This window comes from Candidatus Dormiibacterota bacterium (assembly GCA_036495095.1).
Classification (GTDB): domain Bacteria; phylum Chloroflexota; class Dormibacteria; order Aeolococcales; family Aeolococcaceae; genus CF-96.
On record DASXNK010000194.1, the window covers coordinates 15094 to 33284 of the forward strand.

General features: G+C 75.1%; 20 protein-coding genes. 7 read left to right on the forward strand and 13 right to left on the reverse strand.

The genetic code is table 11. The features are described 5' to 3' along the window. The 3 genes from VGL20_19200 to VGL20_19210 all read left to right on the forward strand — a co-directional run bounded on the left by VGL20_19200 (position 1) and on the right by VGL20_19210 (position 2108). On the forward strand, positions 1–405 hold the full coding sequence (locus VGL20_19200) for a secondary thiamine-phosphate synthase enzyme YjbQ (protein HEY2705814.1): 405 nt from the start codon (positions 1–3) through the stop codon (positions 403–405). Between the two features lie 79 nt (positions 406–484). Beyond that, positions 485–1126: a hypothetical protein gene (locus VGL20_19205; protein ID HEY2705815.1), complete on the forward strand. Its 642-nt coding sequence runs from the start codon at positions 485–487 to the stop codon at positions 1124–1126. A gap of 142 nt (positions 1127–1268) precedes the next feature. After that, positions 1269–2108 carry a class I SAM-dependent methyltransferase gene (locus VGL20_19210; GenBank protein ID HEY2705816.1) on the forward strand — a complete coding sequence of 280 codons (840 nt, stop codon included), beginning with the start codon at positions 1269–1271 and terminating at the stop codon, positions 2106–2108. Here VGL20_19210 and VGL20_19215 read toward each other — a convergent pair. Next, positions 2069–2995 carry a MerR family transcriptional regulator gene (locus VGL20_19215; protein ID HEY2705817.1) on the reverse strand — a complete coding sequence of 309 codons (927 nt, stop codon included), beginning with the start codon at positions 2993–2995 and terminating at the stop codon, positions 2069–2071. The two genes, VGL20_19210 and VGL20_19215, sit on opposite strands and share 40 nt — an antisense overlap. Positions 2996–3233: 238 nt before the next feature. Continuing rightward, complete coding sequence (locus VGL20_19220) at positions 3234–3473, reverse strand: DUF4158 domain-containing protein (protein HEY2705818.1); 240 nt, start codon at positions 3471–3473, stop codon at positions 3234–3236. 160 nt (positions 3474–3633) lie between these two features. Between VGL20_19220 and VGL20_19225 the strand changes: the two genes are divergently transcribed. Both VGL20_19225 and VGL20_19230 read left to right on the forward strand, forming a co-directional pair. Continuing rightward, positions 3634–4083 (forward strand): hypothetical protein, encoded by a 450-nt coding sequence (locus VGL20_19225; protein HEY2705819.1) that lies wholly within the window; start codon positions 3634–3636, stop codon positions 4081–4083. A 98-nt stretch (positions 4084–4181) separates the two neighbouring features. Beyond that, entirely contained in the window at positions 4182–4316 is a 135-nt protein-coding gene (locus VGL20_19230) for a hypothetical protein (protein HEY2705820.1), read from the forward strand. Between the two features lie 48 nt (positions 4317–4364). Here the strand turns inward: VGL20_19230 and VGL20_19235 are convergent, their stop codons facing one another. Further along, complete coding sequence (locus VGL20_19235; protein HEY2705821.1) at positions 4365–4856, reverse strand: SRPBCC family protein; 492 nt, start codon at positions 4854–4856, stop codon at positions 4365–4367. 42 nt (positions 4857–4898) lie between these two features. Further along, the gene (locus tag VGL20_19240; protein ID HEY2705822.1) at positions 4899–5357 is read right to left on the reverse strand and encodes an NUDIX hydrolase; all 459 of its coding nucleotides are present in this window, start codon (positions 5355–5357) and stop codon (positions 4899–4901) included. A 137-nt stretch (positions 5358–5494) separates the two neighbouring features. Between VGL20_19240 and VGL20_19245 the strand changes: the two genes are divergently transcribed. Next, complete coding sequence (locus VGL20_19245; protein ID HEY2705823.1) at positions 5495–5818, forward strand: LysM peptidoglycan-binding domain-containing protein; 324 nt, start codon at positions 5495–5497, stop codon at positions 5816–5818. Between the two features lie 113 nt (positions 5819–5931). Here the strand turns inward: VGL20_19245 and VGL20_19250 are convergent, their stop codons facing one another. Both VGL20_19250 and VGL20_19255 read right to left on the reverse strand, forming a co-directional pair. Beyond that, entirely contained in the window at positions 5932–6855 is a 924-nt protein-coding gene (locus VGL20_19250) for a TIGR01777 family oxidoreductase (GenBank protein ID HEY2705824.1), read from the reverse strand. 116 nt (positions 6856–6971) lie between these two features. Continuing rightward, positions 6972–7892 carry a cytochrome c oxidase assembly protein gene (locus VGL20_19255; GenBank protein HEY2705825.1) on the reverse strand — a complete coding sequence of 307 codons (921 nt, stop codon included), beginning with the start codon at positions 7890–7892 and terminating at the stop codon, positions 6972–6974. 196 nt (positions 7893–8088) lie between these two features. Here VGL20_19255 and VGL20_19260 point away from each other — a divergent pair, with 196 nt between their 5' ends. Beyond that, positions 8089–8649, forward strand: a complete 561-nt coding sequence (locus VGL20_19260) for a hypothetical protein (protein HEY2705826.1) — start codon at positions 8089–8091, stop codon at positions 8647–8649. Positions 8650–8678: 29 nt separating this feature from the next. On the opposite strand, the gene lexA is transcribed toward VGL20_19260, so the two are convergent. From lexA to VGL20_19295, 7 genes are all read right to left on the reverse strand, one after another. Next, entirely contained in the window at positions 8679–9308 is a 630-nt protein-coding gene (gene lexA, locus VGL20_19265) for a transcriptional repressor LexA (GenBank protein ID HEY2705827.1), read from the reverse strand. 120 nt (positions 9309–9428) lie between these two features. Further along, complete coding sequence (locus VGL20_19270; GenBank protein HEY2705828.1) at positions 9429–10589, reverse strand: LL-diaminopimelate aminotransferase; 1161 nt, start codon at positions 10587–10589, stop codon at positions 9429–9431. 20 nt (positions 10590–10609) lie between these two features. Next, positions 10610–11431 (reverse strand): diaminopimelate epimerase, encoded by an 822-nt coding sequence (gene dapF / locus VGL20_19275; protein ID HEY2705829.1) that lies wholly within the window; start codon positions 11429–11431, stop codon positions 10610–10612. Then, positions 11373–12338 (reverse strand): tRNA (adenosine(37)-N6)-dimethylallyltransferase MiaA, encoded by a 966-nt coding sequence (miaA, locus tag VGL20_19280; GenBank protein ID HEY2705830.1) that lies wholly within the window; start codon positions 12336–12338, stop codon positions 11373–11375. Before miaA ends, dapF begins: the two co-directional genes overlap by 59 nt. Further along, the gene (mutL, locus tag VGL20_19285) at positions 12335–14146 is read right to left on the reverse strand and encodes a DNA mismatch repair endonuclease MutL (GenBank protein HEY2705831.1); all 1812 of its coding nucleotides are present in this window, start codon (positions 14144–14146) and stop codon (positions 12335–12337) included. Before mutL ends, miaA begins: the two co-directional genes overlap by 4 nt. After that, positions 14143–16809, reverse strand: a complete 2667-nt coding sequence (gene mutS / locus VGL20_19290; protein HEY2705832.1) for a DNA mismatch repair protein MutS — start codon at positions 16807–16809, stop codon at positions 14143–14145. Before mutS ends, mutL begins: the two co-directional genes overlap by 4 nt. After that, on the reverse strand, positions 16806–18191 hold the full coding sequence (locus tag VGL20_19295; GenBank protein HEY2705833.1) for a MiaB/RimO family radical SAM methylthiotransferase: 1386 nt from the start codon (positions 18189–18191) through the stop codon (positions 16806–16808). The genes mutS and VGL20_19295 overlap by 4 nt, the downstream gene beginning before the upstream one ends.

The window sequence follows — 18191 nt, forward strand, 5'->3', positions numbered from 1 at the left end:
GTGCTCGAGCGCGACCTCCTCGTCGACACCTCGCGGCGCCGCGTCGTCGACGTCACCGACCAGGCGGCGGCGCTGGCGCGCGAGGGCGGCGGCGACGGACTGCTCAACGTGTTCGTCCCCCACGCCACCGCGGGGGTGGCGATCATGGAGACCGGCAGCGGTTCCGAGCCCGACCTCGTCGACGCGCTCGAGCGCCTGCTCCCCCGCGACGACCGGTACCGCCACAGCCACGGCTCCGAGGGGCACGGCGCCGACCACCTGCTGCCGGTGCTGGTGTCGCCCTCGGTCACGGTGCCGGTGCGGCGGGGGAGGCTCGGCCTCGGCACCTGGCAGCGGATCGTGGTCGTCGACCTCAACCGCGACAATCCCGAGCGCACCCTGCGCCTCTCCTTCCTCGCCGGGTGACCACGAGAGTCGCCCGGCTGCTGTCGTGACGCCGCTGTCGGTGTTGTCCGCAGGGGGACGTGCTGACTAGAGTGGTCGCATGAGAGGGCGTCATTCGGCCGCCGCCGCGAGCGGTGCGCTGCTCGCGATCGTCAGCCTGGCCGGTGGGGGTGAGGCCGCCGGCATCGGTGGAGGCTCCGGCATCGGTGGAGGCGCGGGCATCGGCGTGGGCTCCGGCATCGGCGTGGGCCCGTCCGCGCTGGGATCGAGCCTCAGCTCCCCGGGCACCATCGGCCACCACACCTTCGGCGTCAGCACGCTGGTCCCGCCCCCCGCGCCGGTGCTCGACCTCCGCGGCCTCGGCACCCCGACCGGGGGAACCATCCCGCCGCCGGCGCCGCTCCACGCCGTCGGCGTGACCGTGACCCAGAACGGGCCGACCACGCCCGCGCCGTTCACGACCTTCGACCTCGGCGGCCGCCAGACCATCCGGCCGGGAACGAGCGGCGGGACGAGCATCACGAGCTCCTCGACCGCGAGCCAGCGCAACCAGGTCACCCTGAACCCCACCGTCCTCGGCGGCGGCAACGTCCCCGGCACCCGCGTGACCGTCGGGTTCGACCCCGCCTCGCTGACCGGAGGCGGCGGCGCCGGCACCAGCGGAGGCGGCACGATGACCATCGGCGGCGCGTCGGGCGGCACGGCGGGCGGTGCCGGCGGCGCGGTGACCATCGCCGGATAGCTCTCCGGCGCCCGCGGTGGGGCGGGGAGGGTCCGGCCCGGCGGGTGACACCTGCCGATGCGAGTTGGCCCCGAGCCTCCGCGCGCGTATGCTCGGCGGCCGCAACGGGGCGCCGCGGGCGAGTCCGGTCACGAGGCGGACGATGCCGAGATACATCCTGGACCAGACCTGGGAGCGCGAGGCCGAGCGCCTCGACGCGCTGGAGCGCTGCGGCGATCCGCTCACCGTCGACCACCTGCGCCGCACCGGCGTCGGCACCGGCTGGGACTGCCTCGAGGTGGGTGCGGGCCGGGGCTCGATCGCCCGCTGGCTCGCCGACCGGGTCGGCGACCGGGGCACGGTGCTGGCGGTGGATCTCGACACCACCCTGCTCGAGGAGGAGCGGCGCCCCAACCTCGAGGTGCGCCGCCTCGACATCCTCAGCGACCCGCTCCCCGCCGCGGCCTTCGACCTGGTCCACGCCCGCCACGTCATCGGCCATCTTCCGGACCGCGCCCGCGCGCTGCACCGCCTCGCCGCCAGCCTGCGCCCGGGCGGGTGGTTGCTCGTCGAGGACTTCGACTTCCGCTGGGCCGAGCTCGGCGACTGGCCCTGCGACCCGGTCGACGCCGGCCCCGTGTTCGGCCGGGTCTGGTCGGCGACCCTGGAGGTGATGCGCACCGGCACCTACGACGGCGGCTGGTCCTGGCGGGCGGCGGCCGGCCTGCGCGCGGTGGGGCTCGCCGAGGTGGCGGGCGAGGCGAGGGCGCCGATCGGCGACCGCGCCTTCACCGAGATGATGCACCTCACGATGCTGCGGTTCCGCGAGCCGGTGATCGCCGGCGGCATCCCCGAGGCCGACATCGACCGCTGCCTCGCCATGCTCGCCGACCCTGGCAGCTGCGTCACCGCGGCGCCGCTGGTGTCGGTCTGGGGGCGGCGGCCGCCCCCGGACCGAACACCTCAGCGCGCCGCCCGGAGCGCGGCGACGAACCACTCGTAGGCGGGCGTCAGCGAGGGCCCCTGCGGCCAGCCGTTGATGACGCCGATCAGGTTCCAGTAGCGCTCCACCCGCTGGTCGCTGAAGGTCTCGAGCATCCAGACCAGCTCGGCGCGATACGCGGCGTCGTCGCTCCGGTGGGCGGCGGTCGCGAACAGCCCGACCAGCTCGTCGGCGATCGCCGCCGCCCCCTCCGACTCCGGCGCGACCCCGGCGGCGATCGCCGCCTGGCCACGCTCCACCACCGCCCGCCCGGCCTCCGCGGTGGGCTTGTCGTCGTGGCTGATGCCGGAGCCGGCCCGCAGCCGGGCCCCCTCGGTGACCATCCGCCGCACCCGGGCACGGAAGTCGGCGTCGCCGACCATTCCGGCGAGCTCGACCCAGGCGTCGATCTGGGCGTCGGACGGGTCCTCCGGCAGCGTGGGCAGGCCGCTGCGCATCACCGTGGCGAAGGGGTCGTCGGGATGGTCGGCGAAGACGGAGGCGATGAAGTCCTCCATGATCCGTCCGGCCTCATCGGCGGACGTGCGGGCGAACGCGGTCATGCGATGTACCTCCTCGGGCCGGGAGTCGCGGCGGGCGATGGCCCGCAGCAGCGTCCGGCGCAGGGTGAGCTGACGGATGTGCAGGTCGATGGCGTCGGCGTGGGCGCTGGCCACCTCGGCGAGCCCGGCCCGGCGGTCGAGGACCTGGCGGATCGTCGCCAGGTCGAACCCCAGGTCGCGGAGGGTGCGGACCAGCTCGAGCCGGGCCAGCCCGGCCTGGTCGTAGCGGCGATAGCCGGACGGGCTGCGCTCGGCCTCGGGGGCGAGCCCGATGTCCGAGTAGTAGCGGACGGTCTTCACCGGGAGCCCGGTGAGCCGCGCCATCTGGCCGATCGAGATGTCCATGCCCCGACCCTGAGGCCTCCAGTGGCTGGAGAGTCAAGGCCGTCACCGCGCCGTGACAGCGAGAGGGGGGCCGCGCCGGGGGCCCTTCCCGGAAGCCTACATACTCATGAGAATGCATATTCTCATGAGTATCTGGTGCAAGGATGCCCTTACGGGGCATCTGTCCGCAACCGTGCACTCCCGGGATCCGCCCCGCTCGGATCTGGACCCGATGGAGTTCGCAGGTGCGGCCAGTCCACTAGTAGTAGTAGGCGTCGACGTCACCGGCCGGCGCCCCGACCTGCCGGGCACCGTGGTCGACGGCCTCGGCGGGGATCTCGGATCGGCGCCGGGGGAACCGGCCCCGTTGGATGTAGAACTTGAGCAGCAGGGCAAACCCCATCCGGTTCTCGCCCCGCTTGGCCTGGATGAGCGCCTGCTCGTCCGGAAGGACGGTCCAGTGCTCGATCAGCTCATCTGGATCGAGCTCTCGGCGCACCAGCCCTGCTTCGCCGGCAAAGTTCCGAGAATGCTCGGAGGCGGAACTCGGGAGCCCAGGCCTTGGGGGCGGACAATTCTCTGGAAGGCGGGCTGTCGAATCGCGAGACGAGGACCCTAGCCTCCACGGCTCACGGGGTGATCAGCACATGTGGCCACTCTTGATCCTTCTGCTGGCGAGCATGGCGGCGCTCGGTGCGTACCTAGCCGCCCATGGGTTCAGGGACGGCCGCTGGGGTGGCTACGTCGTGCTCTATGCCGCGGGCGTCGCCGGCGCGGCGACATGGGGTCAGTGGTCCGGCCTCACCCAGTCGATCCGGCTCGAGCTGGTCTTCGGCTTCGTTTTGGTAGGTGTTGCGCTCTGGGGGATGGCCCTATTCGACGTCGTTTCGCGGGCCGACGCATCACTTGGTAGTCGAGTGGGGTACATCATTTTTCTGCTACTGATCCCGCCGTACGGGGTGATCGATTGGGCTATCGATCGCACGGACGGCAGGTTGCGGGCGGAGGTCATCAGTTTGACGATTGCGACAACCGCCACTCTACTGGGATCGTTCGCCGTAAACGCTTGGTGTAGCATGCATGGGCTTCGTGCGCTCCCTCCTTTGTGATCCGAAGGCGACTCGTCGGGCCTCGTGGGCGTTCGGACAGCCATCGGGGTCTCGGTGCTCTCCGGTCTCCCCGCAGCTCTGGCGATCGAGTCCAGAGTGTGGGCAACCTGGCCGCCAGCGCGATCGCGGGCGTCCTCTGGTCCGCGATCTCGCCCGTGGTCGCCTTCGGCTACCTCGCCGGCTGGATGGCGCTTGCGCTCGGTGCTCTGGTCACCATCCGTCGCCGCACCTGATCCGAGATCCGACCCCGAATCTCATATCCGTTGGTTTTTCGGCCATTGCTACCGGGCCCCCCCCTCGGCCGCGGCCTTGATCCGCGCCAATGTCGCCTCCATGCCGCGGCGGTTGTGGGCGGCGCGGTCGCCCACCCCGGTGGCGACCCTGCCGAGCGCCCGGATCACCCCGCCGCGGGAGTCGGTCCAGGTCTCGCTGATCCGGCAGCCGCCGGGGATGGCGGTCACCGTGTAGCGCCACTCCGCGACCGGCAGCCCCATCGAGGCGACCCGGAAGGCGAAGCTCCGGCCCGGGTCGGCCGACACCACCGTCGAGACCGTCGACCAGCGTCGCAGGCCGATGCGGTTGTGCCCGCGGAAGCGCGCCCCCACCGCGGCACCGCCGGCGCCGCCCATCCACTCGCAGCGCACGCACTCGGGGCTCCACTCCCCCATCCGGCGCACGTCCGAGACCAGCGCGTAGACCGCCTCGGCGGGAGCGGCGACGTCGACGCTCACCTCCACCGGCGGCGGCCCCGGCTCCCGGTTCACCCCGCCCATCGCCCGTCCTCCGTCACGCCGCAGATCGTAGTGGGGAGCGGATCAGCGGGGCAGCTGCTCGCGCCAGACGTTGCCGAGGACCCGCACCGGCCCGGCCAGCCCCTCGCGACAGCAGGCCAGGACCTCGGGGCCGATGGGCGGGTACATCTCCAGGGTGGCGAGATCCTCCACCGGCTCCCAGGCGACGCCGACGAGGCGGCCGTCCATGCCCGCGCGGAGGCTGCCGCCGCGGATGCTCCCGGCGTAGACCAGGTTCACGAGATGGCGGCCGAGCGGCGCCACCGACTCGCAGAGCAGCAGCAGGCGGCCGACGTCGACCTCGTAGCCGGTCTCCTCACGAAGCTCGCGCTCGGCGGCGGCGGCCAGGGTCTCCCCCACCTCGACGCCACCGCCGGGCAGCAGCCGGTAGCGGCGGCCGTTCTTCAGGTGCTGGACCAGCAGGACCCGATCGCCGTCCTGGATGAGCACCGCCACGCGGATCCGGATCTCGCGCGCGTGCATCGGCGGATCATCCCACGCCCACCGCCGGTCGGGTTTCTCCCACACCTGTTGACTCCGAACGCCTGTTCGTGTACGCTCGCCATGCGAACAGGCGTTCGTGAGCAGAGACGACCCCCCATCGACCACCCACCCACGACATGACCAACCTCCTCCACGACTTCGCCCCCGCCAACGCCCGCCGGCGCCGGCGCCGCATGCGCGCCATCGAACGGCGCATCCTGCTCGCGCTCGCCGGGGCGCTGATCCTCCTCGTGCTCCTCGGGAACGTGGTCTACGGCGGCAGCAGCGGTGGCACCCAGGTGGTCACCGTGGGCCCCGGTGACACGGTCTGGAGCATCGCCTCCGCGCACTACCCCGACGACGGCGACCTGCGTCAGCGGGTCGACGACATCCTGTCCATCAACCACCTCAGTGGCGGGACGCTGGTGCCGGGCCAGGCGCTGACGATCCCGCCGCCATAGGCAGGGGAGGAAGCGCCCGGCGCTGACCCACGCGCGCGATCGGACCCACCTCCCTCTCCGCTCTCGCGCCGCGGCCCCTCCCCTGCTCCGGTGGTGCTGCCTCCGACGAGCGGCTATGGGGCGCCCAGCAGCTGCCGCAGCGCAGGCTCGAGGTCCGGATACCGGACGGCATAGCCGAGACCGAGCAGGCGCCCGGCCGACACCCGCTGCCCGGTGGTGACCATCGACGCCATCTCGCCGTAGAGGAGGCGCAGCGCCAGCGCGGGGACGGGCGTCACCGCGGGACGGCGGAGCACGGCGCCCAGGGTTCTCGACAGCTCGGCGTTGGTGACCGGGGTGGGCGCGACCACGTTGACCGGTCCCGCCGCCCCGGCATCGTCGACGCAGTGCAGGAGCGCGCCGGCGACGTCGTCGAGGTGCACCCAGCTGACCCACTGGCGCCCGCCGGCGACCGGCCCTCCGGCGCCGAGACGGAAGGGCGGGAGCATCTTGGCGAGCGCCCCGCCCTCCGGCGAGAGCACCACCCCGGTGCGCGCGACGACCACCCGCAGGCCCGAGGCATCGGCCGCCGCGAGGGCCTCGCGCTCCCAGGCGACGACCACTCCGGCGAGGAAGTCGGCGCCCGCCGGCGACCGCTCGTCGAGCCATTCGTCGCCGTGAGGGCCGTAGAAGCCGGTCGCCGACTGCGACACCAGCGTCCGCGGCCTCCGATCCTCCGGCAGCCCGGCGATGGCGGCGACCAGCGAACGGGTGGAGAGCACCCGGGAGTCGGAGATCTCGCGCCTGGCGCTCTCGGTCCAGCGCTGCGCCACCGGCTCGCCGAGCAGGTGGACGACGGCGTCCGCGCCGGCGAGCGCGGCCTCGGGCGGCGGGGCCGACGCCGGGCGGGGCCACGCGTGGAGCTCCACGCCCGAGAGCCCTCGGTGGGCACGGTCTGGGTCCCGGGTCAGGGCCACGACCTCGTCGCCGCGGCGCTGCAGGGCGGCGGCCACCGCGGTGCCGATCGTCCCGGTGGCTCCGGTGAGCACCACGCGCATCGCTCTCCTCCTCGAATCCCCCGCAACCGACCCGCGACCCCGACCGTGCTGGGTGCGAGGCCGTCACCCTGTACTGCGGCGGCGACGGCGCTGCGGATCAGTCGGAGGGCCGCAGCTCAGCGACGGACGACGGTGGCGGGACGGCGCGGCGCCGGCGGCTCGTCCCGCAGCCGGGGGCGGTCGAGCAGGCCGAGCCAGGCGGGGGCACCGGGACGCACCGGCAGCGGGGCATCGCGACCGTCGCCGCCGCCGCTGTCGTCGTCGGCGTCACCGTCGGCGCCGCCGGGCTCGAGCATCCGCCAGAGCACCACGCTGAAGGCGGCGAAGAGGGCGAGCTTGCTGAGCAGCGCCATGCACGCGCCGGCCAGCTGCTGATCGGTGAGCGGGTTGACCCCGAGGCTGCGCGCGGCGTCCGCGTAGTCGGTGTAGAAGGCGCGGTGGGCGAGCGCGAAGAGCAGCCCGGCGAAGGTCTGGGGGATGGTGGCCAGGAGAATGTAGCCGAGCTTGCCGAGCGAGCCCATGCACCACCGCCCGCACCCACCGGGCTTGACGATCGGCCACCAGAAGGCGAGCGAGACGGCGAGCAGGCTGACCTGCTGGAGCGAGTACAGCTCCGGGTGCCGGAGGCAGGCGCGGTAGAGGGGGCCGGCGTGCCAGCCGAAGAAGACCACGTTCACGAGCACGATGGCGAGCGCCGGGTGGGCGAGCCACTCCAGCCGCCGCCCCCAGCGCGACCGCATCCCCGCGGCGGGGTCGAGACCGAGGAGCAGCAGCGGGGGGACGAAGCCCATCACCAGCGTCACCTGGATGAGGTGGGCGGTGAGCAGGTAGTGGGCGGCGAGGGTCGCCAGCGGGGAGACGTAGGCGATGGCGAGGAGGATCAGGGCGAGCATCGCGCACCAGGGCCGCAGGCCGAACAGCGACTCGCGCCGCCGCCGGCCGGAGATCAGGGCCGCGACCACCACGACGGCGACCACGGCGAGCGCAGCCAGCAGCACCGGGCTGAGGGTCGGGTCGGTCGGAGCGGGCCTGGCCATCCGGTCTCCTCAGGACGCTGACGCGCCCACTGCCCGGAAACCGTAGCAGGCCGCGCCCCGGCAGGCCAGCGGGCGACGGGCACCCGCATCCCGGCCGGCCGGGGGGGCGCTCCGCACATCCGCGCTCCCTTCGGTCAGGATAGGCGACCGTGAACGGGCTGCTCCTGGGTGACCGCCCCCGCGGCTGGAGAGGCGTGTGACCGCCGGCCGCGGCCGGCGGGAGCCGACCATCCCCTACCACGTGTCGCGGCGCACCAGCCGCCCCCCGGAGCGGGTGCTCGCCGACATCGCCCGGCTCGAGGTCCCCCGGGCCAGCGTGGTCGCGCGCGGCTCCACCCACCTCGTGCTCGCCCCCGGCCGGTCACCGCGCTACGGCGCCGGCGCCGCGGTGACCGTGGGCATCGCGGTGGTCTTCGGAGTGCTCATCGCCTCGGCGTCGTCGGTGGCGCTGATCGCCCTGCTCCCCGCTGCGCTGCTCCCGGGGGTGCCGCTCCTGCTCCGCCACGACCCGCGGGTCGGCGTCGGTGCGGTCGAGGACGCGGGCGCCACCACGGTCACGGTCAGCGGCGACATGTGGAGCGCGCTCGCCGTCGCCCTGCACAGCTACCTGGCCGGGCTGCCCACACCCACCACCGGCGACGGCGCATCCCCGCCGCCGGAGACGGACCCGCCCGCCGCGCCCGTCGGTCCCACCGCCGTCAGCGCCACTCCGGCGTCGGCGCCGGTCGCGTCACCCGACGACTCCGCCGCGCCCTGATCTGCGGCGGCGGATGCGGCTAGCGGGGGCTAGCGGAGGACGCGCACCACCGCGACCACCACACCCTCGAGGTGGAGGTCGCGGACGTAGATGGGCTCGAGCGCGCGGTTCTCGGGCTGCAGCCGGATGCGCCCCGCCTCGCGGAAGAAGCGCTTCACGGTGACCTCGTGCTCCCCGGTCTGCTCGTTCTCGATGCGCGCCACCACGATCTGGCCGTTGCTGGCGTCGCTCTGGGGGCGGACGACCACCATGTCGCCATCGTGGATGCCGCACTCGATCATGCTGTCGCCGCGGACGTGCAGCGCGAAGGCGTCGTCGCCGCCGGCGATCTCCGGCCCGAGCACGATGCGGTCCTCGATGTTCTCCTCGGCGAGGATGGGACCACCGGCGGCCACCCGACCGACCAGCGGGACCGAGAAGCTCCGCGGGACCGCCACCGGCTCGTCGCCGACCACCTCGACCGTGCGGGACTTGGTGGGGTCGCGACGGATGTGACCCTTCTGCTCCAACGCATTCAGGTGGTTCTGCACCGTCGACGAGGAGCTGAGCCCGACCGCCTGCCCGATCTCTCGGACGGTGGGCGGGTATGCGTGATTGCGGGCGTGATTCCTGAGGAATTCCAGGATTTCCCGCTGCCGCGGATTGAGGCCCTCGACCATGAAAATGTCCTCTTCGGCTGGCGCGTCGCGGAATGTAGCACGGGCGGCGGGGGAAATGCAAACGTTTGTTCCCGGGCACTCGCGGAGTGTGTGGGGGCCCCTCCGGGACGTGCGTTCCGGTCAGCCGCCGAGGGCGCGGATGCGCCGGCAGGCCTCGTCAATCCGGTCCTCGGGAGCGGTCAGCGACACCCGGAAGAACCCCTCGCCGCCGGGCCCGAAGGCGACTCCGGGGGTGACGCTGACAGCGGCGCGGTCGAGCAGCCGGGCGGCGAAGGCGCGACTGTCGCCGTCCCCGGGCACCGGCGCCCAGAGGTAGAAGGTGGCGCGGCTGCGGGGGATCTCGACGCCGACGGCGGCAAATGCCGCGCAGAGCCGGGTCTGCCGGCCGGCGATCAGCGCATTGCGCGCCGCCAGCGCCTCCGGGGGCTCGTCGAGCGCCGCCAGCGCGGCCCGCTGCACCACCGCGAAGATGCCGCTGTCGACATTGCTCTTCACCCGGGCGAGCAGTCGGATCGCCGCGGCGCTGCCCACCGCCATCCCCACCCGCCAGCCGGTCATGTTGTAGGTCTTGCTCAGCGAGTGGAACTCGACGCCCACCTCGAGCGCCCCCGGCGACTGGAGCAGGCTGGGGGCCCGGTAGCCGTCGAAGGTGATCTCGCTGTACGGCGCGTCGTGGGCGCAGAGGATGCCGCGCTCGGCGCAGAAGGCCACCGCCCCGTCGAGGAACTCCGAGGGCGCCACCGCCGCGGTGGGGTTGTTCGGGTAGTTCAGCCAGAGCAGCCGGGCCCGCGCCGCCACCGCGTCGGGCACGGCGCCGAGGTCGGGGAGGAAGCCCCGCTCCGGTCGCAGTCGGAGGCGGTGGGGCTCGCCCCCGGCCATCAGCGCCCCGCTGGCGTACACCGCGTACCCGGGGTCGGGCACCAGCACCACGTCTCCGGGGTCGACCACCGCGAGGGGGAGGTGGGCGATGCCCTCCTTGCTGCCCAGCAGCGGCAGCACCTGGGTGTCGGGGTCGAGCTCGACGCCGAAGCGCCGCCGGTACCACGCGGCGATGGCGGCGCGCAGCTCGTCGAGCCCGGCGTAGGCCGGGTAGCGGTGGTTGCCGGGGTCGCGCAGCGCGGCCTCGGCGCGCTCGACGATCGCCGGCGGCGTCGGCAGGTCGGGGTCGCCGACGTCGAGCCCGATCACGTCGACGCCCTCGGCGCGGAGCTGCGCCACCCGCTCCCGGATGCCGGCGAAGAAGTACTCGGGGATCCCTGCCAGCCGGGCGGCGGCGCTCACCGGCGGCCTTCTCACCGCGCTCACACGCCGGCCAGCTCGCCGCGGAACACGATCTCCGCCGGCCCGGTCATCAGCACCGGACCGCCCGGCTCCCAGGCGATCGTGAGCACCCCGCCGCGCAGCTCCACCTCGAGGGGAGGGTCGGCGAGCCCCAGCGCGGTCAGCGCCACCGCGGTGGCGCAGGCGCCGGTGCCGCAGGCGTCGGTCTCCCCCACCCCGCGCTCCAGGGTGCGCTGGCGGACCCGGGTTCGGGACACCGGCTGGACGAACTCGACGTTGGCGCCGGCGGGGAAGCGGGGGTGGCGCTGCAGCCCTCCGCCCAGCCGGGCCAGCGGAGCGGTGTCGAGGTCGCCGTCGACCAGCACCACGCAGTGGGGGTTGCCCATCCCCACCGCGCTCACCCGCAGCACCTCGCCCTCGACGTCGACGGGCACGTCGAGGGCGCGCACGCCGTCGTGCACGAAGGGCACCGCGGCAGGGTCGAGACGGGGCCGGCCCATGTCCACGCGGACCGCCCCCTCGCCGAGCAGCTCGGTGGTCACCACCCCCGCCGGGGTCTCCCAGCGCACCACCGCGCCCCCGGCGCCGGTCTCGGCGGCGAGCAGGGCGGCACAGCGCACCCCGTTGCCGCACATCTCGGGCTCGCTGCCGTCGGCGTTCACCACCCGGAGGCGCAGGTCGGCGACCTCCGAGCGCTGGATGAGGAGGATGCCGTCGGCGCCCACGCCGGTGCGGCGGGCGCAGGCGAGCGGGGCCAGCGCGGCCCAGTCGACGGGGTGCGGCTCACGGTCGTCGACGACCAGGAAGTCGTTCCCCAGACCGTGCATCTTGGTGAAGCGCATCGATGACCTCGGCGGCGAGCCCGTCCACGGATCCGGCGTCGCGCTCCAGCCAGAGGATCCGGGGATCGCGCCGGAACCAGGTGCGCTGCGCCTTCGCGTACCTCAGGGTACGACGCACCAGCGAGTCGACCGCGCCGTCGACGTCGCAGACGCCGTCGAGCACCGCCAGCGCCTCGCGGTAGCCGATCCCGGCGGCGTCCAGCGCGGGCCGGGCGACACCCCGCGCCAGCGCCTGCTCGACCTCGGCGAGCAGCCCGCCGCCTTCGAGGAGGCGGCGGCTGCGCTCCTCGACGAGGCGGCGGTGCAGCTCCGGCGCCACCGTCAGCGCCACCTGGGTGGCGGGCAGCGCACCGCTGCGCCCGCGCACCGCCAGGGTGCCGCGGCCGTCGAGGATCTCGAGGGCGCGCACCACCCGCCGCGGGTTGCGCAGGTCGACCCCGGCGGCCCCGTCGGGGTCGCGCAGGACCAGCTCGGCGGCGAGCTCGGCGAGACCCTCGGGCCGCTCCCCCAGGGCGAAGCGCCGCTCCCGGGTGGCGGCGTCGGGCTCGACGTCGGCCAGGTCGAGTCCGTCCACCAGGGCGCCGACGAAGAAGCCGGTGCCGCCGACCACGACCGGGACGGCGCCGCGCCCGTGGATCTCGGCGACGGCGCGGCGAGCGAGGTGGAGCCAGGCCGCCACCGTGAAGGGCTCGCCGGGGTCGCGCACCCCGAGCAGGTGGCAGGGCACGCCGCGCAGCTCAGCGGCGGTGGGCGCGCAGGTGCCCACGGTGAGGCCGCGGATCACCTGCCGGGAGTCGGCGTTCACCAGCTCGGCGGCGCCGAGGCGCTCGGCCACGGCGACGGCGAGCGGGGTCTTGCCGGTCGCGGTCGGCCCGGCGACCACCAGCAGATGCGGGGCCGGGGTCACGGACGGCGGAAGGCGCGTCGCAGGGCGGCGTCGTCGAGGAGCACCGCGGTCGGCCGCCCGTGGGGACAGGTGGTGCCCCCCGGCGTGCTGACGAGCCGGTCGAGCAGCCGCTGCTGCTCCTCGGCGCCGAGCGCGTCGCCGAAGCGCACCGCGCTGTGGCAGGCGAGCAGCGCGGCGACGCGGTGACGCCGCTCCGCCTCCGGGCCGCCCCCGGGGTCGCCGTCGAGGGTGTCGAGGAGCTCGAGCAGCAGCCGGGTCACGTCGGCGCCGGCGCAGGCGGCGGGGACGGCGGCGCAGCGCAGCGTCCGCGGGCCGAACTCGTCGATGGCGAAGCCGAGGGCGGCGATGGCGCCGGCGTGCTCGGCCCGGCGCGCCATCGCGGTGGCGTCGACCTCGACCAGCACCGGCAGCAGCAGCAGCTGGGAGGCGCCCGCCGGGCCCGGTCGCGGCGACCCCGCCCCGGGCTCCCAGGCGGCCAGCAGCTCCGCGTAGAGCACCTTCTCGTGGGCGGCGTGGGGGTCGACGAGCACCACCCCGAGCGGCGACTCCGCGACCATCCAGGTGGTCCCCGCCTGGCCGAGGCTGCGCAGCGGGGAGAGGGCGGCGATCCCCCCGGGCGGAGCGGTGCCGCCGGCGAGCGCCTCCGCGGGCGGGCTGGCGGGCTCGACCGCGGCGGCGCCGCCACCGGGGTGCGGCGGCCACGCCCCGGCCCCGCTGCGCCGGTAGGGGTGGGGCCCGGCGGAGTCGTGGAGGGCGAGTGCCGCCATCGGCCGGGCGCCGTCGCCGAGCATCCCGTCCCAGTGCATCGCCGCGCTGTGGGGGCGCCCCTGCTGCTGGACCACCGCCCAGCAGGCGCGCTGCACCGCGGCGAACACCCTCCCCTCCTCGCGGAACCGCACCTCGCGCTTCGCCGGATGCACGTTGACGTCCACGGCGGAGGGGTCGAGCGCCACCGTGACCACGCCGAAGGGATGGCGACCGGCGGGCAGCAGGCCGCGGTACGCCTCCTCCACGGCGACGCCCAGCGCGCGGTTGTGCACCCGCCGGCGGTTGACCACGAGCACCACCCCGCCCCGGCCGGCGCGGTGCGCCCGGGGCTCGGAGACGGCGCCGCCGACCTCGATCTCGCCCTCGGCGGCGATCTCGATGAGCTGGCCGGCGGCCTCGGCGCCGAGCACCCCGCGGAGCGCGTCGAGGAGCACCCCGCCGGGGGTGCGGAGCGCGCTGCGACCGTCGAGGCGGCAGCTGAACGCGACCTCGGGACGGCAGAGGGCGAGATCGGCGACCGCGCGCACGCAGGCGGCCCCCTCGCCCCGGCGGGTGCGCAGGAAGCGGAGCCGGGCGGGCGTGGTCGCGAAGAGATCGCGGACCTCCACCGTCGTTCCCGGTGCGTGGGCGGCGGGGCCATGCTCGAGGGTCTCCGAGCCGCGCACCCGCAGCCGCGCCCCGGCCGCGGCGTCGCGGCGGCGCGAGGCGAGCACCACCTCGGCGACCGCGGCGATGCTCGCCAGCGCCTCCCCGCGGAAGCCGAGGCTGCCCACCCGCTCGAGGTCGCCGACCCCGCCGATCTTCGACGTGGCGTGGCGGGCCACCGCGAGGGGGAGCTCGGCGGCGGCGATGCCCTCGCCGTCGTCGCTGACCCGGATCCGCACCAGGCCACCATCCTCGACCTCGACGTCGACCCGGGCCGCGCCGGCGTCGACCGCGTTCTCGCAGAGCTCCTTCACCACCGACGCGGGGCGCTCGACCACCTCTCCGGCGGCGATGGCGTCGGCGACCGCGGGAGGCAGCAGCCGGATCGGGCTCACGTCGCGGACTCGGCGGTGCCCACCCGGTGCCGCCACTCGGCGAGCTTGTTCAGCGCCGCCAGCGGGGTGAGCCCGTCGAGGTCGAGCCGCCCCAGCTCCTCGACCACGGGGTGGGTGGCGGCGGGCAGGGGCAGGCTCAGCTGGGCGCTGGGGGCGGTGCGGGGCCCCAGCGGCCGCGCGCTCTCGAGCTCGGCCAGCAGCTCCCGCGCCCGGGCCACCACCCCGGCGGGGATGCCGGCGAGGCGGGCGACGTGGATGCCGTAGGAGCGGTCGGCGCCGCCCTCGACGATGCGGTGGAGGAAGGTGACGCTGTCGCCGTCCTCGACCACCTCGACCCGCGCGTTGCGCACCCGCGGCAGCTGCCCGGCGAGCGCGGTGAGCTCGTGGTAGTGGGTCGCGAAGAGGGTGCGGCAGCGCAGCTGCGGGGCCTCGGCGAGGTGCTCGACCACCGCCTGGGCGATGCTCATCCCGTCGTAGGTGGAGGTGCCCCGCCCGATCTCGTCGAGGATCACCAGGCTGCGTGGGGTCGCGGTGTTGAGGATGGCCGCGGTCTCGGTCATCTCCACCATGAAGGTGGAGAGCCCGGCGGCGAGGTCGTCGTGGGCGCCCACCCGGGTGAAGATGCGGTCGCAGACGCCGATCCGGGCCCGGCGCGCGGGCACGAAGCAGCCCACCTGGGCGAGCAGGGTGATCAGCGCCACCTGCCGCAGGTAGGTCGACTTGCCCGCCATGTTCGGGCCGGTGAGGATGACGATCGGCGCCGCGCCGCCGTCGAGGACGCAGTCGTTGGCGACGAAGGCGCCCGCCGGCAGGCTGTGCTCGACCAGCGGATGGCGTCCCGCCTCGACCTCCAGCACGGTGGAGGCGTCGACGGTCGGACGCGTCCAGCCGAGCTCGTCCGAGATCTCCGCGAACGCCCGGGTGACGTCGAGCTCGGCGACGCAGCCGGCGGCGGCGAGCAGCGCCCCGGCGTGGCTCGCGACCAGCGCGGTGCAGGCCTCGAGCACCTCGAGCTCGCGGGCGACGGCGCGCTCGCGGACCCCGAGGACCACCGTCTCCTGCTCCTTGAGCGCCGGGGTGATGTAGCGCTCGGCGCCGACCAGGGTCTGCTTGCGGACGTAGTCGGCGGGCACCGCGTCGCGGTGGGCGTTGGGGATCTCGAGGTAGTACCCGAAGATGCGGTTGTAGCTCACCCGGAGCGAGCGGATGCCGGTGCGGCGCCGCTCCTCCTCCTCGAGCCCGGCGATGTAGACGCGCGCCCCCTCCCCCGCCGCCAGCAGCGAGTCGAGCTCGGCGTCGGCGCCGGGACGTACCGCGCCGCCCTCGCGGGCGTGGGCGGGCGGGTCGTCGACGAGCACCTCGGCCAGCCGGCCGGCGAGCCCCTCGGGGGCGGTGCAGCCGGCGGCGGCGGCGACGAGCAGTGCCCCTCCCCCGCCGGGGACGGTGGCGGCGACCAGCGGCATCGCCTCGCAGGCGGCGCGCACCCCGGCGAGGTCGCGGGGCGAGGCCAGCCGCTGGACGCAGCGGCCCACCAGCCGCTCCAGGTCGCGCACCCCGGCGAGCGCCTCGCCGAGCCGCTGGCGGGCGGCGCGGCCGGCGACCAGCGCCTCGACCGCGTCGAGGCGGGCGCGGATCGGCTCCACCTCGACCAGCGGCTCCTGGAGGCGGCCGCGCAGCATCCGCGCCCCCATCGGGGTGCGGGTGCGGTCGAGCAGCTGGAGCAGCCCCGGGCCGGCACCGCCGAGGGGGCCGAGCAGCTCGAGGTTGCGGCGCGCCGGCGGGTCGAGGCGCATCACCTCCCCCAGCGCCCGGGGGCGCACCCGCAGCCAGCCGCCGCCGGTGGCGATGCGGGAGCGCTCACAGTAGGCGAGGGCGGCGCCACCGGCGGCGATGGCGGCGCCCAGCCCCTCGACCCCGAGCCCGCGCAGGCTGGCGGTGCCGGTGGCCTCGCGAAGCCGCTCGCCGGCGCGCACCGGGTCGAAGAGCGACCCCGGCAGGGTGGTGCGGACCGCCCGCGGCGCCAGCGTCGCCGGCGCCTCGCACCCCTCGGGGAGGAGCAGCTCGGCCGCGGCCAGGCGCTCGCACTCCTCGGCAAGCGCGGCGGAGTCGAGGCCGCCGGCGACCTCGCAGAGCTGGAGGTCGCCGGTGCTCGCCTCCAGCGCCGCCAGCCCGACCCGCCCGGGCAGCGGGGCCAGGACGACGCAGCGCACCGCCCGGGCGGGCTCGAGGAACGCGTCCTCGAGCACCATCCCGGCGCTGAGCACCCGGGTGACCTCGCGGCGCACCAGGCCACGCCCGGTGGCCTCCTCGACCTGGTCCCAGAGCACCACCCGCAGCCCCGCCTCGAGCAGCCGGCGCAGGTAGCCGGTGAGCGCGTGCACCGGCACCCCGCACATGGCAAGCCGCCCGGCGCTGCCATAGGCACGGCTGGTCAGCGCCACCCCGAGGATCGGCGCGGCGCGCTCCGCATCCGCGCCGAGCATCTCGAAGAAGTCGCCGAGGCGGGCGAGCACGATCGCGTCGGGGTGCCGCTCCTTGACGGCGCGGTACTCGCGCAGGATCGGGGTCTCGCCGGCGTCGTCGAGGGTCACCGTCGACCGCGGCGAGGGGCTCTCTCCGGCCGCCGCGGCGTGCGGCGCCCCGCCGCGGCGTCGGCGGGTCACGGCGCCTCCACACCCCCCCGCGGCGACCCGGCCACCAGCTGCCAGGCGGTCGCCGACCGCACCTCGGCGCGGACCAGCTCGCCGGCCACCGCCGATCCCTCGGCCAGCCGGGTCACCCGGTTGCCGCGGCTGCGTCCGAAGGGCCGGCCGTCGTCGGTGACCGACTCGACGAGGACCTCGACCTCGGTGCCGCAGAGGGCGAGGTTGCGCTCCAGGGCGATCTCCCGCTGCACCGCGAGCAGGTGGTTGAGCCGGCGCTTCTTCTCCACCAGGGGCACGTCGTCGGGCCGCCGCGCCGCCGCCGTCCCCGGGCGGGGCGAGTAGGCCTGGAGGTGGACGACGTCGAAGCGCACCTCGCGGAGGAGCCGCTCGGTGCCCTCGAACTCGGCCTCGGTCTCGCCGCAGAAGCCGACGATGATGTCGGTGCTCAGCGCGAGGCGGGCGACCGCCGCCCGCGCCCGGTCGATGATCGCCCGGTAGTCGGCGACGGTGTAGACGCGGCGCATCCGCTTGAGCAGGTCGTCGTCGCCCGCCTGTACGGGGAGGTGGAGCTGCTCGCAGACGGTGGGCAGGTCGCGGATCGCCTCGAAGAGCGCCGCCGAGGCGTTGCGCGGATGGGATGTGAGGAAGCGCTGGCGCCAGAGCCCGGGCACGGCGTCGACCGCGGCCATCAGCTCGGGCAGCCCGGCGCCGGTGGCGGGGTCGCGGTAGGAGTTGACGTTCTGCCCCAGCAGGGTCACCTCGCGGACCCCGCGCCCGACCAGCCGCCGCACGTCCTCGACCACCGCCTCCACCGGCCGGCTGCCCTCGCGCCCGCGGACGAAGGGCACGATGCAGTACGAGCACATCTCGTTGCAGCCACCGATGACCGGAACATAGGCGCTGAGCCGGTCGGAGGCGGGCAGCGGCAGCGGGCCGTCGAGGTCGCCGCCCCAGAGGCCCTGCAGCCGCGCCAGGAAGCCGTCGGGCTCGCGGACGTCGAAGAGGTAGTCGAGGCCGGGCAGCCGGTCGAGGAGCGCGGAGCCGTGCTCGACCCCCATGCAGCCGGTGAGCGCGATCGCCCGTCCCGGGCGCGCCTCCTTCCAGCGCATCAGCTCGCGCATGCGCCCGTACACCTTCTGCTCGGCGTTCTGCCGCACCGCGCAGCTGATGATGATGGCGAGGTCGGCGTCGTCGAGCGGCACCTCGGGGATGCAGCCGATCTCCGCGAGCTGCTCGCCCAGCTGCAGCCGGTCGGCCTCGTTCATCTGGCAGCCGATGTGCCACAGATGCACCCGAGGCGGCCGCCCCAGCGGCACGACGATCGGCTCCCGCCGCTGCGTGGCGAGCGGCACCGCCTGAAAATGCGACGCCGAGGGGCTGAGCGGGATGAGTGCAGGCAC